16 protein-coding genes and 1 pseudogene are annotated in these 14,668 nt (G+C 60.2%); 9 read left to right on the forward strand and 8 right to left on the reverse strand.

The features are described from left to right. The first annotated feature begins 52 nt into the window (after positions 1–52). The 3 genes from phoU (at position 53) to ACKLNA_RS08430 (ending at position 2,990) form a co-directional block, all read left to right on the forward strand. A complete protein-coding gene (gene phoU, locus ACKLNA_RS08420; protein ID WP_007954334.1) occupies positions 53–814 on the forward strand; it encodes a phosphate signaling complex protein PhoU in 762 nt (253 codons plus the stop codon). Between the two features lie 177 nt (positions 815–991). Further along, positions 992–1,948, forward strand: a complete 957-nt coding sequence (locus tag ACKLNA_RS08425; RefSeq protein WP_085708817.1) for a response regulator — start codon at positions 992–994, stop codon at positions 1,946–1,948. 145 nt (positions 1,949–2,093) lie between these two features. Continuing rightward, entirely contained in the window at positions 2,094–2,990 is an 897-nt protein-coding gene (locus tag ACKLNA_RS08430; protein ID WP_408985613.1) for a peptidoglycan DD-metalloendopeptidase family protein, read from the forward strand. A gap of 6 nt (positions 2,991–2,996) precedes the next feature. Here ACKLNA_RS08430 and ACKLNA_RS08435 read toward each other — a convergent pair whose 3' ends face one another. The 3 genes from ACKLNA_RS08435 to phoB all read right to left on the reverse strand — a co-directional run bounded on the left by ACKLNA_RS08435 (position 2,997) and on the right by phoB (position 6,499). Next, the gene (locus ACKLNA_RS08435) at positions 2,997–4,337 is read right to left on the reverse strand and encodes a hemolysin family protein (protein WP_007954342.1); all 1,341 of its coding nucleotides are present in this window, start codon (positions 4,335–4,337) and stop codon (positions 2,997–2,999) included. Positions 4,338–4,448: 111 nt separating this feature from the next. Next, positions 4,449–5,735: a phosphate regulon sensor histidine kinase PhoR gene (gene phoR, locus ACKLNA_RS08440; RefSeq protein ID WP_408985869.1), complete on the reverse strand. Its 1,287-nt coding sequence runs from the start codon at positions 5,733–5,735 to the stop codon at positions 4,449–4,451. A gap of 74 nt (positions 5,736–5,809) precedes the next feature. Continuing rightward, positions 5,810–6,499 (reverse strand): phosphate regulon transcriptional regulator PhoB, encoded by a 690-nt coding sequence (phoB, locus tag ACKLNA_RS08445; RefSeq protein WP_003229608.1) that lies wholly within the window; start codon positions 6,497–6,499, stop codon positions 5,810–5,812. 151 nt (positions 6,500–6,650) lie between these two features. Here phoB and ACKLNA_RS08450 point away from each other — a divergent pair, with 151 nt between their 5' ends. Continuing rightward, on the forward strand, positions 6,651–7,034 hold the full coding sequence (locus ACKLNA_RS08450; protein WP_408985614.1) for a hypothetical protein: 384 nt from the start codon (positions 6,651–6,653) through the stop codon (positions 7,032–7,034). A gap of 50 nt (positions 7,035–7,084) precedes the next feature. Here the strand turns inward: ACKLNA_RS08450 and ubiA are convergent, their stop codons facing one another. Both ubiA and ACKLNA_RS08460 read right to left on the reverse strand, forming a co-directional pair. Then, positions 7,085–7,975 carry a 4-hydroxybenzoate octaprenyltransferase gene (gene ubiA / locus ACKLNA_RS08455; protein ID WP_408985615.1) on the reverse strand — a complete coding sequence of 297 codons (891 nt, stop codon included), beginning with the start codon at positions 7,973–7,975 and terminating at the stop codon, positions 7,085–7,087. After that, positions 7,975–8,526 carry a chorismate--pyruvate lyase family protein gene (locus ACKLNA_RS08460; protein ID WP_408985616.1) on the reverse strand — a complete coding sequence of 184 codons (552 nt, stop codon included), beginning with the start codon at positions 8,524–8,526 and terminating at the stop codon, positions 7,975–7,977. The genes ubiA and ACKLNA_RS08460 overlap by 1 nt, the downstream gene beginning before the upstream one ends. 199 nt (positions 8,527–8,725) lie before the next feature. Between ACKLNA_RS08460 and ACKLNA_RS08465 the strand changes: the two genes are divergently transcribed. The 5 genes from ACKLNA_RS08465 to ACKLNA_RS08485 all read left to right on the forward strand — a co-directional run bounded on the left by ACKLNA_RS08465 (position 8,726) and on the right by ACKLNA_RS08485 (position 12,606). Further along, positions 8,726–8,893 (forward strand): rubredoxin, encoded by a 168-nt coding sequence (locus tag ACKLNA_RS08465; RefSeq protein ID WP_007954349.1) that lies wholly within the window; start codon positions 8,726–8,728, stop codon positions 8,891–8,893. 21 nt (positions 8,894–8,914) lie between these two features. Beyond that, positions 8,915–10,063, forward strand: coding sequence for an NAD(P)/FAD-dependent oxidoreductase (locus ACKLNA_RS08470; RefSeq protein WP_408985617.1), 1,149 nt, complete (start codon positions 8,915–8,917; stop codon positions 10,061–10,063). Between the two features lie 192 nt (positions 10,064–10,255). Next, positions 10,256–10,531 (forward strand): HU family DNA-binding protein, encoded by a 276-nt coding sequence (locus ACKLNA_RS08475; protein WP_003213368.1) that lies wholly within the window; start codon positions 10,256–10,258, stop codon positions 10,529–10,531. 393 nt (positions 10,532–10,924) lie between these two features. Continuing rightward, the gene (locus ACKLNA_RS08480; RefSeq protein WP_408985618.1) at positions 10,925–11,299 is read left to right on the forward strand and encodes a helix-turn-helix transcriptional regulator; all 375 of its coding nucleotides are present in this window, start codon (positions 10,925–10,927) and stop codon (positions 11,297–11,299) included. Further along, complete coding sequence (locus tag ACKLNA_RS08485; protein ID WP_408985870.1) at positions 11,299–12,606, forward strand: type II toxin-antitoxin system HipA family toxin; 1,308 nt, start codon at positions 11,299–11,301, stop codon at positions 12,604–12,606. The genes ACKLNA_RS08480 and ACKLNA_RS08485 overlap by 1 nt, the downstream gene beginning before the upstream one ends. Before the next feature lie 154 nt (positions 12,607–12,760). On the opposite strand, the gene ACKLNA_RS08490 is transcribed toward ACKLNA_RS08485, so the two are convergent. The 3 genes and pseudogenes from ACKLNA_RS08490 to ACKLNA_RS08500 form a co-directional block, all read right to left on the reverse strand. Further along, positions 12,761–13,009 carry a hypothetical protein gene (locus ACKLNA_RS08490; protein WP_408985619.1) on the reverse strand — a complete coding sequence of 83 codons (249 nt, stop codon included), beginning with the start codon at positions 13,007–13,009 and terminating at the stop codon, positions 12,761–12,763. 234 nt (positions 13,010–13,243) lie between these two features. Beyond that, positions 13,244–13,915 carry a DUF2931 family protein gene (locus ACKLNA_RS08495; RefSeq protein WP_408985620.1) on the reverse strand — a complete coding sequence of 224 codons (672 nt, stop codon included), beginning with the start codon at positions 13,913–13,915 and terminating at the stop codon, positions 13,244–13,246. A 275-nt stretch (positions 13,916–14,190) separates the two neighbouring features. Continuing rightward, positions 14,191–14,610: pseudogene (locus tag ACKLNA_RS08500) on the reverse strand (contractile injection system protein, VgrG/Pvc8 family); the annotation flags it as partial. Positions 14,611–14,668: the final 58 nt, after the last annotated feature.

Below are 14,668 nucleotides of genomic sequence, written 5' to 3' on the forward strand. Positions count from 1 at the left end.
TCGCTCACTGAATTGACGCTCGCACCTTACCGGACGCTCCAAGGACGCCAACATGATTAGTAAAGAAGGCCTTACCCATCACATTTCCGCGCAGTTCAACGCCGAACTGGAAGAAGTGCGCAGCCACCTGCTGGCCATGGGCGGGCTGGTCGAGAAGCAGGTCAACGACGCGGTCACCGCGCTGATCGAGGCCGACTCGGGCCTGGCCCAGCAAGTGCGCGAGATCGACGACCAGATCAACCAGATGGAACGCAACATCGACGAAGAATGCCTGCGCATTCTGGCCCGTCGTCAGCCGGCGGCGTCCGACCTGCGTCTGATCATCAGCATCTCCAAGTCGGTGATCGACCTGGAGCGTATCGGTGACGAAGCGACCAAGATCGCCCGCCGCGCGATCCAGCTGTGCGAAGAAGGTGAAGCGCCGCGTGGTTACGTCGAAGTGCGTCACATCGGCGACCAGGTGCGCAACATGGTCCGCGATGCGCTGGACGCGTTTGCCCGCTTCGACGCCGATCTGGCGTTGTCGGTGGCGCAGTACGACAAGATCATCGACCGCGAATACAAGACCGCCCTGCGCGAGCTGGCGACCTACATGATGGAAGACCCGCGCTCTATCTCGCGGGTCTTGAGCATCATCTGGGTGCTGCGTTCGCTGGAGCGGATCGGCGACCACGCGCGCAACATCTCGGAGCTGGTGATCTACCTGGTGCGCGGCACCGACGTACGCCACATGGGCCTCAAGCGCATGAAGGAAGAAGTTGAAGGAACAAGCGGCGAAACCGCTAATGTTCCGGGCGATGCTGACGATAAGTAAGATTGCCTGAGAAAAGCGCCCGGCCCTTTGGCCGGGCGTTTTTGTTTCTGCTTTTCATAGGCAGAACCGAATTAAAAAGCAGCACCCGCGAACGAAAAGTCCCGGCGTGACTGAAGAGTTTTGGCAATGTGCCATCAGCCAGCGTTATGCTTGCCGGGATTTTAATAGGGGTGTTGGATGAGCAAGATCAGTGTGTTGGTCGTGGACGATGCATCGTTCATTCGTGACCTGGTGAAAAAGTGCCTGCGTAATTACTTCCCGGGGATCCGCACCGAGGACGCCGTCAACGGTAAAAAAGCCCAGGCCATGCTGGCCAAGGAGGCTTTCGATCTGGTGCTGTGCGACTGGGAAATGCCGGAAATGTCCGGTCTCGAACTGCTGACCTGGTGCCGTGAGCAGGACAACCTCAAGACCATGCCGTTCATCATGGTCACCAGCCGTGGCGACAAGGAAAACGTGGTGCAGGCGATTCAGGCCGGCGTTTCCGGTTACGTCAGCAAGCCGTTCACCAACGAGCAACTGCTGACCAAGGTCAAGCAGGCCCTGAACAAGATCGGCAAGCTCGATGCCCTGATGAACAGCGCCCCGACCAAGATGAACTCGGCATTCGGCAACGACTCCCTGAGCGCACTGACCGGCGGCAAGGCTGCAGTGGTCGGCTCCGCGCCGGCTGCGCCTGCGGCCAACCCGTTTGCCAAGCCTGCCGCAGCAGCCCCGGCACCTGCCGCCGCGCCGCAGCGTGGCCTGCTCAACAGCCCGCCCGTGAAAGCCCCGACAGCCTCTGCTGCTCCGGCCAGCGGCCGTGGCCAGGGTCAGTTGCGTCTGCCAAGTGGCACCCAGCAATGCGTGATCAAGGCCCTGAGCATCAAGGAAGCGCTGCTGGTGGTGAAGCGCACCGACACCCTGCCGCAGATCCTCGACAGCGCCGTGCTCGATCTGGAGCAGGGCGACAACGCCGAAATCGCCCGCCTCAACGGCTATCTGCACGCCGTCGTCGCCCACGAGCCGAAACCCGACAGCGACTGGCTGCAACTGACCTTCCGTTTCGTCGACCAGGACGCGCAGAAGCTCGACTACATCTCCCGCCTGATCGCTCGCGGCACGGCGCAGAAGCACTTCGTTCCGGGCGCGTAAGCGTCGCGGGCAAAAGAAGACCGCCGCCTGACACAGGCTGCGGTCTTTTTTCATGCTGTGCCAAATTTGAAACATCTGTCGACTAGCCTGGTCTGCTTCAGCTGCTAGGCTCATTCCCAGGCCTTACTCGACAGAACTTTTGCCCATGCCCCTGCGCCTGCTGTTTTTCTGTGGTCTGTTCATGGCCTCCACCTCGACTGTGGCCATGACGATCTACAAATCCACCGATGCCAACGGAGTGGTTTCGTACAGCGACCGTCCGAGCAAAGGCTCCCAGGTGTTCGTGTTTCAGGACCGGATGGTCGAGAGGCTCGAGCGTCAGGTGTATCTCGACATCAAGAAGCAGAAGGGCACGGACCTGGTGTTCGTGCGCAACGACCTGTATGCGCCGGTGGAGGTCGCACTGGCGTTCACCGGGATGAGCAATGTGCGTGGTGCACCGACGGAAACGATCCGCCGGGTGCTGCCGGCGCGCAGCAATACGCGGCTGGCGTTGCTGACGGCGGTGTCCGGCGGCAAGCCGTTGGTTTACACGCCGCAGTTCCAGTATTCCCTCGGTGACCCCGCAGGCGCTGCCCAGAGCTATCGCTATCCGTTTCCGTGGCGTGGCGGGCCGTTCCGTCTGAGTCAGGGCGCCAACGGCGACTACAGCCACTACGGGCCGAAGAACAAATACGCGATGGACATCGCCATGCCTGTGGGCACGCCGATCATCGCGGCGCGGGCCGGGGTGGTGGTGAAGATAGAGAACTCGCAGAACGGGCGCGGCACCGATCCTTCCGGCAATTTCGTGCGGGTGCTGCACGACGACGGCACGATGGGCGTGTACCTGCATCTCAAGCAAGGGTCGGTGAGTGTGCGGGAGGGGCAGCGAGTGGCGGTGGGCAGTCCGCTGGCGCTGTCCGGCAATACCGGCAACAGCAGCGGCCCGCACCTGCACTTCGTGGTGCAGCGCAATACCGGAGGGGGTCTGGTATCGATTCCGTATCAGTTCAACCGGCCGCTGGGGGCATTGCCCAACTTTGCGTTGGGCAAGCGGTAATCCCCGTCAGTCGAGCATCAGCACCTTGGCCAGAATGATCTTCGGACCTTTCATCTTCTTGATGATGATGCGCAGGCCTTCGACTTCCAGCACTTCTTCCTCTTCCGGCACCCGTTTCAGGGTTTCGTAGATCAGCCCGGCGAGGGTTTCGGCTTCGATGTGGTCCAGGTCGATACCCAGCAGGCGCTCGACCTTGAACAGCGGCGTATCGCCCCGCACCAGCAGTTTGCCCGGCTGGTAGGCGAGGATGCCGCGCTCGGCCTTGCGGTGTTCGTCCTGGATGTCGCCGACCAGCACTTCCAGCACGTCTTCCATGGTCAGGTAACCGATGATGTTGCCGTCGGCTTCTTCGACCACGGCGAAGTGCGAGCCACCCTTGCGGAACTGCTCCAGCAGCTGCGACAGCGGCATGTGCCGCGAGACGCGCTCCAGCGGGCGGGTCAGTTCGGCAAGGTTGAACGACTCGGGAATGTGGTCCAGCGCCGCCAGTTCCAGCAGCAGGTCCTTGATGTGCAGCAGGCCGACGAACTCCTTGCGCTCGCTGTCGTACACCGGATAGCGGCTGAACTTGTGGCGACGGAACATCGCCAGGATTTCTTTCAGCGGTGCGTTGAATTCGAGGGTGATCAGGTCTTCCCGGGAGTTGGCCCAGTCAACCACTTCCAGTTCGCCCATTTCCACTGCCGAGGCCAGCACGCGCATGCCCTGGTCGCTCGGGTCCTGGCCACGGCTGGAGTGCAGGATCAGTTTCAGTTCTTCACGGCTGTAATGGTGTTCGTGATGCGGGCCGGGTTCGCCCTGGCCTGCAATGCGCAGGATGGTGTTGGCGCTGGCGTTGAGCAGGTAGATCGCCGGGTACATGGCCCAGTAGAACAGGTACAGCGGCACCGCCGTCCACAGCGACAGCAATTCGGGTTTGCGGATCGCCCAGGACTTGGGTGCCAGCTCGCCGACCACGATGTGCAGGTAGGAAATGATGAAGAACGCGGTGAAGAACGAGATGCCTTTGACCACTTCCGCCGACTGCACGCCGACCGCGCTCAGCAGCGGCTCGAGAATGTGCGCGAACGCCGGCTCACCGACCCAGCCCAGGCCGAGGGAGGCGAGGGTGATACCGAGCTGGCACGCCGAGAGATACGCATCGAGCTGACTGTGTACGGTGCGCAGGATGTGCCCGCGCCAGCCGTGCTGTTCAGCGATGGCTTCGACCCGGGTCGAGCGCAGTTTGACCATGGCGAATTCCGCCGCAACGAAGAAGCCGTTGAGCAGAACCAGGATCAGAGCGAAAAGAATCATGCCGAAATCGGCGAATATTGTTGCGAGGGACAAGCCAGGGGAAGGGTCCATGATGGAGTTTTGCGGGTTCCGTGTGATTCGTAAGAGAGAAGAAATCGCGCCTGAAAGGCAGGCGCAAGTCAGCCAATGTAGCGGCTGACCTGGCGATTGCCTAGTCCGGCATTACTCAGCGGCGCTGATGAGCCGTGCCTGGGCGACCTGCGCCGGGGCGAAATGGCAGGTGAACGTGCTGCCGTGGCCGGGCACGCTGCTGATCTCCATCCGCGCGCGATGGCGCAGCAACACGTGTTTGACGATGGCCAGGCCCAGGCCCGTGCCGCCGGTGTTGGAGTTGCGGCTGGAGTCGACGCGGTAGAAGCGCTCGGTCAGGCGCGGCAGGTGTTTGCTGTCGATGCCGATCCCGGAATCCTGCACGCTCAGGTGCGCGCCCTGATCGTCGCCCCACCAGCGGATGCGGATATTGCCTTCGGCCGGGGTGTATTTGACGGCGTTGAACACCAGGTTGGAAAACGCACTGCGCAGTTCCGCCTCGCTGCCCTTGAGCAGGATGCTGGCGTCGGCTTCCAGGGTGATTTTCTGATTCTTCGACCCGGACAGTTGTTGCGCATCGCTCTTGATCGACTGCAACAGGGTGTCGATGTGCACGGGCTGGTTGTCCGACGGGTAATCGGTGGCTTCCAGTTTGGCCAGCAGCAACAAATCGTTGAGCAGCGTCTGCATGCGCCCGCCCTGTTGCTGCATCTGCTGCAGGGCGCGGCTCCAGCGCGGGTTCACTTCCTCGACGTTGTCGAGCAGGGTTTCCAGGTAGCCGCAGATCACCGTCAGCGGGGTGCGCAGCTCATGGGAGACGTTGGCGATGAAGTCCTTGCGCATCTGTTCCAGCTGATGGATGCGCGTAACGTCGCGCACCAGCATCAAGTGTTCGTTGTTGCCGTAGCGCGTGAGGTACATCTGGATGCGCACGCGGTCGTTGGTCGGCGAGGGGATTTCCAGCGGCTCGGCGTAGTTTTCCTGCTCGAAGTATTCCTTGAAGCGCGGATGGCGGACCAGGTTGGTCACGGGCTGGCCGCTGTCTTGCGGGGTCTTGAGGCCGAGCAGGGTTTCGGCGGCGCGGTTCCACCATTCCAGGTTGCCGTCGCTGTCGAGCATGATCACCGCATCTTTCAGCGCGGCGGTGGACTCCTGAACGCGGTCGATCACCGCTTGCAGGCGTCCGCGTACCCGTTGGTCGCGGCGTTGCAGGTGGTAGATGCTGTCAAACACTTCACCCCACAGGCCGTAGCCGTCGGGCGGGGCTTCATCGGGTTGGTGCAGGCGCAGCCATTCGTGCAGGCGCAGCAGTTGCTTGAGCGTCCAGGCCAGGTACAGGCCCAGTCCCGCCGCGAGGCTCCAGCCGTAGTAGCCGGTGATCAGGCCGATCACCAGGCAGCCGGTGACCAGCAACACCATGTGGCGAATCAGGGTGCCATGCCAGTTTTGATTCACGGGAAATACGGTCCTTGTCAGCGAGTCTGGCGGTAGGCTCAGGCCTTGGTGGAGAACCGATAGCCGGTGCCGCGCACGGTTTGTACCAGATTTTCGTAGGCGTCGCCGAGAGCCTTGCGCAGGCGCCGGATGTGCACGTCGACGGTGCGCTCTTCAACATAGACGTTGCCGCCCCAGACCTGATCCAGCAACTGGCCACGGGTGTAGGCGCGTTCCTGGTGGGTCATGAAGAATTGCAGCAGACGGTATTCGGTCGGGCCCATCTCGGCCGGACGGCCGTCGATGGTCACGCGGTGGCTGATCGGGTCGAGCAGCAGGCCGCCGACTTCGATCGGCGCTTCGCCATCGGTCGGGCCGGCGCGGCGCAGCACGGCCTTGAGGCGTGCCACCAGTTCGCGTGGGGAAAACGGTTTGGTGATGTAGTCGTCGGCACCGACTTCCAGGCCCTGGATCTTGTTGTCCTCTTCACCCTTGGCAGTGAGCATGATGATCGGGATGTCCCCGGTCAGCTCGTCACGCTTGAGGCGGCGGGCCAGCTCGATGCCGGAGGTGCCGGGCAGCATCCAGTCGAGCAGGATCAGGTCCGGCTTGCGGTCGACGATAATGGCGTGCGCCTGCTGCGAGTTCTCTGCCTCGAGGCAGTCATAGCCGGCCATTTCCAACGCAACGGCGATCATTTCGCGAATGGGCGCTTCGTCGTCGACGATCAGAATGCTCCTGCCAACCATGCCTTAATCCTCTTGTCATTTAACTGTCTTGCGCCGCATTAGATAACGGAATTATTGCAGTCGTGTGACAGTATTTTAGTCCAGCGGCGATTGTGCAAATCCTGAACTAAGCTCTAAGTCCGAATCCTGACAACCACAAAAGAAGGTTTCCATGACTCAAATGACTGCTTCCTTTAAAGCTCTGCTGATGGCTGCTGCCGTGACTCTGCCAGGCCTTGCGATGGCCGCTGAACCGGCAATGATGAAAGACGGCATGATGGTCGATCACAAAGGCATGACCGTTTACACGTTCGACAAGGACGCTGGCGGCAAGTCGATGTGCAATGACAAGTGCGCCGACAACTGGCCTCCGATGATGGCGCCGGCCGGTGCGAAGGCGGAAGGCAAGTGGACGGTGATCAAGCGCGACGACGGCAAGATGCAGTACGCCTACGACGGCAAGCCGCTGTATACCTTCAAGATGGACGCCAAGCCGGGTGACGTGATGGGCGACGGCAAGATGGACGCGTGGCACGTGGTTCACGAGCACAAGTAAACGCAAGTCCCCTGTGGGAGCGAGCAAGCTCGCTCCCACAGTTTTGTGAGTCAGCGCAACGCGTAATCCAGGACGATCCCGACGAAGATCGCCAGACCGGCCCAATGGTTGTGCAGGAACGCCTTGAAGCAGCGCATCCGGTCCCGGTCGCGGGTGTACCAGAACTCCCACGCATAGCACCCGGCAGCCACCAGCAGGCCGAGGTGGAACCATGTCCCCAACTCGAACTTCGACCCGGCCAGCAACAGGCAGCCCAGTGACAGCGCCTGCAAGGTCAGGATGATCACCCGGTCCGCCTCGCCGAACAGGATCGCCGTCGATTTCACGCCGATCTTCAGGTCATCGTCGCGGTCGGTCATCGCGTAATAAGTGTCGTAGCCCACGGTCCACAGCAGATTGGCGATCCACAGCAGCCAGGCCGTCGCTGGCAGCTCACCGGTCTCGGCGGTGAATGCCATCGGCATGCCCCAGGAAAACGCCGCGCCCAGCACCACCTGCGGGTAATAGGTGTAGCGCTTCATGAACGGATAAGTGAACGCCAGCGCCAGGCCACCCAACGACAGCCAGATCGTCGCAGCGTTGGTGCACAGCACAAGCAGGAAACTTACGCCCATCAGCAGGGCGAAGAACACCAGCGCCTCTTTCGAGCTGATCCGCCCGGCGGCCAGCGGGCGTTCGGCGGTGCGCTTCACATGGCCGTCGACCTTTCGGTCGGCCCAGTCATTGATGACGCAGCCACCGGCACGGGTCAGCACCACGCCGAGGACAAAAATCACGACGTTGGCCAGCGACGGCGAACCTTTGCCGGCAATCCACAGCGCCCAGAGTGTCGGCCAAAGCAGCAGATAGATGCCGATCGGCTTGTCCATGCGGGTCAGCTGGATGAAGTCCCAGGCGCGCGGGTTCAGGCGATTCAGGGATTTGAGCAGGTTTTGATACATCAGCAGTTCTCCGGACGGGCGCGGACGGCTTCCCACAGCGTAGGCAGGAAAATCTCCGCCACCAGTACGCTCAAGGCACCACGATCGAAACGCGAACGACGACCCCACAACCCGATGGCCCGGGAATCCTCGGGCAGCCAGTGTTCCGGGTAATGGCAGACTTCAATGGCGCGGCGCTGAAACGCGTGATCGCAGAACAGCAGTTCGCCCAGCGAGCGGCTGCCCAACTCATCCATATGCAACCCGTCGCCCTGCAAGGCGCTGCGCGACGCCACGCTGCGGGCGAACACCCAGGCCTCGCCATGACCGCGCAAATACACCTCGCGCACCCAGCCTTCGCTGCCTTCGGCCAGGTCCAGCGCCGCGCATTCATCGTCGCGCAGGGTCTGCCAGCCTTCGAACAGCGGCGTGACGCTGAAACCGTCATCGGACAGGCGGGTCAGGCGGCGGGTCAGGGAGCCTTCGTCGAACAGCCAGTCGAGCGTGGACGTGTCGGGGAGGGGTGTCAGGTGGCTTTGCGGGCGCCACAGCGGGGCGTTTTTGAGTTGCACAATGAGTCATTATTGGCAGCAAATGAGGCGGCGAGCTTACCATGGCGCACCGCGAATTTGATTGATCCGGGCCGCCATTGCGCCGAACAGGCTTGCATCTGGCCGGTACCATCAGTACAAAACGCCCTGAGCCGGATGGCAGTGCTGCACCATCGACCGTCCGCGCCGGCTAAAGCCTGAATCCTGAGGAAGTACCTGAATGAAAAAGTGGCAATGTGTGGTCTGCGGCCTGATCTATAACGAAGCCGACGGCTGGCCGGATGACGGCATTGCGCCGGGCACTCTGTGGCAGGACGTGCCGGAAGACTGGCTGTGCCCGGACTGCGGCGTCGGCAAGATGGACTTCGAAATGATCGAAATCAACTGAGAAAACACTGAGGAGTAGGGCATGAGCGCACCTGTCGTAATCGTTGGCACCGGGCTTGCGGGTTACAACCTGGCCCGCGAGTTTCGCAAACTCGATGGCGAAACCCCGCTGCTGCTGATTACCGCCGATGACGGTCGTTCCTACTCCAAGCCGATGCTGTCCACCGGTTTCGGCAAGAACAAGGACGCCGACGGCCTGAGCATGGCCGAACCGGGCGCCATGGCCGAGCAGTTGAAGGCCGAAATCCGCACCCACACTCGCATCAGCGGCATCGACCCGGGCCACAAGCGCCTGTGGATCGGTGAGGAAGCGGTGAGTTATCGCGACCTGATCCTCGCCTGGGGCGCCGAAACCGTGCGTGTGCCGATCGAAGGCGACGGCGGGGATCTGGTGTTCCCGATCAACGATCTCGAAGACTACGCACGTTTTCGCGCCGCGGCGGCGGGCAAGCGTCGGGTGTTGCTGCTCGGCGCCGGGCTGATCGGCTGCGAGTTCGCCAACGACCTGATCCTCGGCGGCTACGAAGTGCAACTGGTTGCGCCGTGCGAGCAGGTGATGCCGACCCTGTTGCACCCGTCCGCCGCCGCAGCGGTGCAGTCCGGGCTGGAAAGCCTTGGCGCGCGTTTCCACCTCGGCCCGGTGCTGACCCGTTTGCAAAAAGTTGCCGATGGGCTGGAAGCACACCTCTCCGATGGTCAGGTGATTTCGTGCGATGTGGTGGTGTCGGCCATTGGCCTGCGCCCGCGTATCGATCTGGCAGCGGCTGCCGGTATCCAGACCAACCGCGGTGTGATGGTCGACCGCCATCTGCAAACCTCTCACGCCAATATTTACGCTCTGGGCGACTGCGCCGAGGTCGACGGGCTGAATCTTCTGTACGTCATGCCCCTCATGAGTTGTGCGCGAGCGCTGGCACAGACCCTGGCCGGCAACCCGACCGTGGTGAACTACGGACCGATGCCGATCACCGTGAAAACCCCGGTCTGCCCGTTGGTGGTTTCGCCGCCGCCACGGGGCCGCGAAGGTGTCTGGACCGTCGAAGGGCAGGGCGCCGACGTCAAGGCGCTCTGTCACGATGCGCAAGGGCAATTGCTCGGCTACGCCCTGACGGGTGCGGCGGTGATGGAAAAACTCGCGCTGAACAAACAGCTTCCGGCCTTGCTGGCGTAAATACCGGTCGTTCTGTCGGAATCACCCCGCTTTTGCCCCCACAAAGGTCGCGGGGAGACTGGCGCCGCCCTTATCCGCGTGCCATTCTCACTCCCGTCTGCCGCAGAGTAGAGCCTGCGGCGCCTTGGGCGCTGTTCCAACGAGAGCAGCACGGACATAACAACAAAAAACCGACTCAAAGGGGCTTCACTAATGCGTAAACCAGAACTCGCCGCTGCAATCGCTGAAAAAGCGGATCTGACCAAAGAGCAGGCCAACCGCGTTCTCAATGCCGTCCTCGAAGAAATCACCGGCGCCCTGCATCGCAAGGACAGCGTCACGCTCGTCGGCTTCGGCACCTTCCTGCAACGCCATCGCGGTGCCCGCACCGGCAAAAACCCGCAAACCGGTGAACCCGTCAAAATCAAGGCCAGCAACACTGTTGCGTTCAAGCCGGGCAAGTCGTTGAAAGACAGCGTCAATCCATAATTGCGGCGCATCCCTGAATAGCGGGGAGAACCGTAATAAAAAATGGGCACACCGATTGCGGTCGGGTGCCCATTTTTTGTGTCTGGAGAATCCCGAGGCGGTTCTCTTCTTGCCTTTATTCATGTATCGCTTTGTCTTGATATGCATACTTTATCCGCCATAATCTTCGCTATTGTCTAGCTATCTAGGCAGTATTGATATTGCGCATGTCGTAGATATTGCTGTAATCCAATGCCTTTGAATTGAGATATAAGGTTCGTTTCATCAGTTAGTGACCAGATTCGCGTACGCAGGGTTGGCGCTGGCTGTCATGCAAATCGATCCTTCTGCAATGTCTAGTATTGAGTACACACACTTCGTGATTTGCACATTCGCTCCAGGAATTCAGACACTATGCGCCTCCAAGCCATGACCGACGATGCGATTGCCAGTGCCATTGGTGCCCGGCTCCAGGAATTGCGCCTGAAGAAAAATCTCAGCCAGGAGCATGTCGCCAGGGAAGCCGGCGTCAGCCGCCAGACCCTGATCAATCTTCTCCATGGCAAAGGCACCCTGGTGAATCTGCTGGCCGTCCTGCGTGTCATCGGCGAGCTGGAAAGAGCGGCCTCACTTGTGGAGCCCGTTCGACCGAGCCCGTTGCAGGTAATCAAGATGGCCGGAACCCGGCGTATGCGGGCAACCGGCACGCGGGCGGTGGGCAAGGCCTCGGCGTGGAGCGCAGGCGATCCGGTGTCCGGCAGCGAAGTCAAAAAGGAGGTTGATTGGTGATTACGGCAAAGGTCTATCTCTTCGAGCGGTTTGTCGGGGGGCTGCTCTGGGATGAGGGCACCCAGCTGGGTTTGTTCGAATACGATCCTGAATTCGTCAAGACCGGTATCGAAATCTCGCCCATCCATATGCCATTGGCCGCCAATCAGACATACGCCTTTCCCGGCCTGAATCGGGAAACCTACAAAGGCCTTCCGGCCATCCTGGCGGACTCTCTGCCGGATGATTTCGGTAACGCACTGATCGACGCCTGGCTCGCCAAGGAGGGCCGAGACAAAGCGACGTTCACCCCGGTTGAAAGGGTCCTGTATCAGGGCTCGCGCGGAATGGGCGGGCTCGAATACCGGCCCGCTCTCAGCGGTTCCGTAAATGCCAGTGAACGTATTCAGATTGATGCGCTGGTAGAGCTCGCCAGTGAAGTGCTCTCGCAGCGGGAAAGCCTGGCCGATCGCCTCGCCCATCACGACACCGAGGTCGATGACGAGGCACTGAAGCGTTTGATCCAGGTCGGTACCAGCGCTGGCGGTGCCCGGGCCAAAGCGGTTATCGCGATGAATGCGGCTGGCGAGATCCGCTCGGGGCAAGTCAGGGCGCCAAAAGGGTTTTCCTACTGGCTGCTGAAGTTCGACGTTGCGAAGAACACCGACGTCCTGGCCGATTCGCAAGGCTTCGGCCGCGTGGAGTACGCCTATTCGCTCATGGCCAAAGCTGCCGGCATCACCATGAGCCCGTGTGAATTGCTGGAAGAGGGTGGCCGCGCGCACTTTCTGACCAAACGCTTTGATCGTACCGATGACGGGGAAAAGATCCACATGGCCACTCTGTGTGCCATGGATCATGCCGACTACAAACAGCCGGGCGGCTACTCCTACGAGGAGGCGTTCGGGGTCATGCGGGTTCTTGGTTTGCCGCGCCGTGACGCCGTAGAGTACTTCCGCCGCATGGTTTTCAACGTGGTGGGCCGCAATCAGGATGACCACACCAAGAACACCAGCTTCCTGATGGATCGGGCAGGCACCTGGTCTCTTTCCCCGGCCTATGACGTTTCGTGGTCGTACCAGCCGGGCAGCTTTTGGGTGGCTACCCACCAGATGACGATCAACGGCAAGCGCGACAACTTCGAACTCGCGGACCTGGAGGCTGTGGCCGGACAGATCCGGGGCATCGACGCGCCGGCCATCATCAAGGAGGTTTGCGCTGCTGTTAAGCGCTGGCGCGAAATCGCGGGATCGGTAGGCGTTGCGCCGCGATTGATCGATGAGATCGAGAAGACGCATCGTCTCTATCTCGGTGAGGCATTTGTCTGATCAGGTAGAGAAGATGTACCGGGTCATGTGAAAGAAAATCGGTGCGGCGAAGCTGATCGGAGTCATCCAGAACATGCAGCCACCGATCAGCTGTCGTTGCTTCCGGTAGACGGCGCTCGATAATCGGGTGACCGCAGATACTGCTTTTAGCCGTTCACTCATAGGTAGCCAATACCATCTTGGCAAACTCGTTCTTGCTTGGCTGGTGTCCATAAGATTTCAGGTATTTATGCCATTCGGACTCGAGTATGGGGCTTTCGTATTCGCCCTCCGTCGCCAGATGTGTGGCTGCATCGTCTATCAGGGCTTGGGTGTAATGTTTCGAGGATTTGTTTGCACTGGCTTCCGAAGTGGAAATGAACGGTCCCGCCACGGTGAGAAGCAAGCCGATACCCGTCAGCATTGAGAACTCCAGGGGGCCACCGTTCACCAGGCATCCAATACCAACGCAGCCTTCCGCTCGAACAGAGGTGCTGGTTGTGAGCGTCAACATGACAACCAGTGCGCATCCAATCCCCGATATTGATTGTTTATTGTGTCTACCGCTCATGATGCTTTTAACGCTCCCTTTATTACTTACAAATCCCTTTGTGCAGCGATTGCACATGGCAAGTGACTGGAGGGTGTTTGTGATGCCTTACCAGCTCCCGAAGGGGATGCCGTATTTTTCGATGTAGGTTTTGGACTCCGGTGAAAGAGGTAGCGCGTAGCGCCCTCCATTTTTCCCTTGATACGGCCCTTGCTTGACGATGCTCCCTTCAACCCGAGCAATCTCGACAGACTTGAGACAAGGCGCCCCCAGCCAGACCTTGGCAATGCCGCCGGGAGCCAAGCCAATACCTATGCGGTCGCGGTAATCTGTGATCCATTTGCCATCCAGTCTGCAAAAAGCCTTTTCCGGTTTGCGCATGATTTCCCGCGCGGCCTCGGGAATCACAATGTAGGCCTCATAGGTTTGAGGCTCAGCCAGTGATTGCCATCGCACATAGATCAAGCGGGGAAGATCGGCACCCGTGACGTCACGTCCGCCGCCACTACCGGGGCTGTCAGGCCAGCCTGCGGGCTTGCCTTTGTTGTCGGCGGGGGTGTTTACCGAGGCAATCCCGGCACCGGCGCGTTTGAACACACGTTCACGGATATCCACCACGTCGGCCGTTTCAATCCAGACCTCCATGTAGGCGGGTGCTCCGAAGCCGAGATACCAGGGCCGTTTGGTGATCGGTTGTGCATGACTTTGAGTGCAAAGCACCAACAGTAATCCGAAGACGAACCCCGTATGTTTTTTGTTGGGCCGAGTGAATTTATTCATGGGGGTGCACCACTCGTTGTTTGTTCTTTGTTGGGCGGTTGATAAACACAACGCTCCAGTCGCTGTTGTTGAAATCTTTGGCTGCGTTCCAGTGCGCAGAAAGATGGATATAGCGACTGCGTAACGACAATGAACGGTCGCACCATTGACTGAAGGGGATGTGATGCCTTACCAGCTCCCGAAGGGGATGCCGTATTTTTCGATGTAGGTTTTGGACGCGTCTTTGAGAGGTCGATGTTGACCTCCGGATTTACCGTCATAGGGGCCTTTGGGATTGGCAAGGTCTGGACATGGAACCTGAACGCATCGGCAAGGATGCCGTGACGTTTGAGCACTTGGGTGATGATTTGCGGGACAGTCTGGTTCTGGAAAATCTGTTGATCGTGACTGAACTGCAAATAGTGGAGGACTGGAACCAGTGTCAGGCCATAGTGCGACAGGCGCTTTCCCGACTCGCCGGCCTGTACATCCTCGATGCACCCGTGAATACCTTCGCCATTCAGTCCGAAGCGCAGGAACGCCGGCTGACCAAGCAAAGGTTCCATGTCGAAATCATGAACCTCGCAGACGAGTTCTACCTTGATGGCATACAGCGTGCTGACGGCCTCGGAACCCTCGAAAGCCAACACCTTGAAGTCGTTGCGAACGGCGGGAATCTGCAGCGTAAAGCGCGCAGAACTGACAGCTCCAGACATACGCTTGTCCTTAAGCAGAGAGGGAAATTTGGCGTGATGTCGAAACCCTCCCTGGTCA

Source organism: Pseudomonas sp. UV AK001 (assembly GCF_046097675.1).
GTDB lineage: Bacteria > Pseudomonadota > Gammaproteobacteria > Pseudomonadales > Pseudomonadaceae > Aquipseudomonas > Aquipseudomonas kribbensis.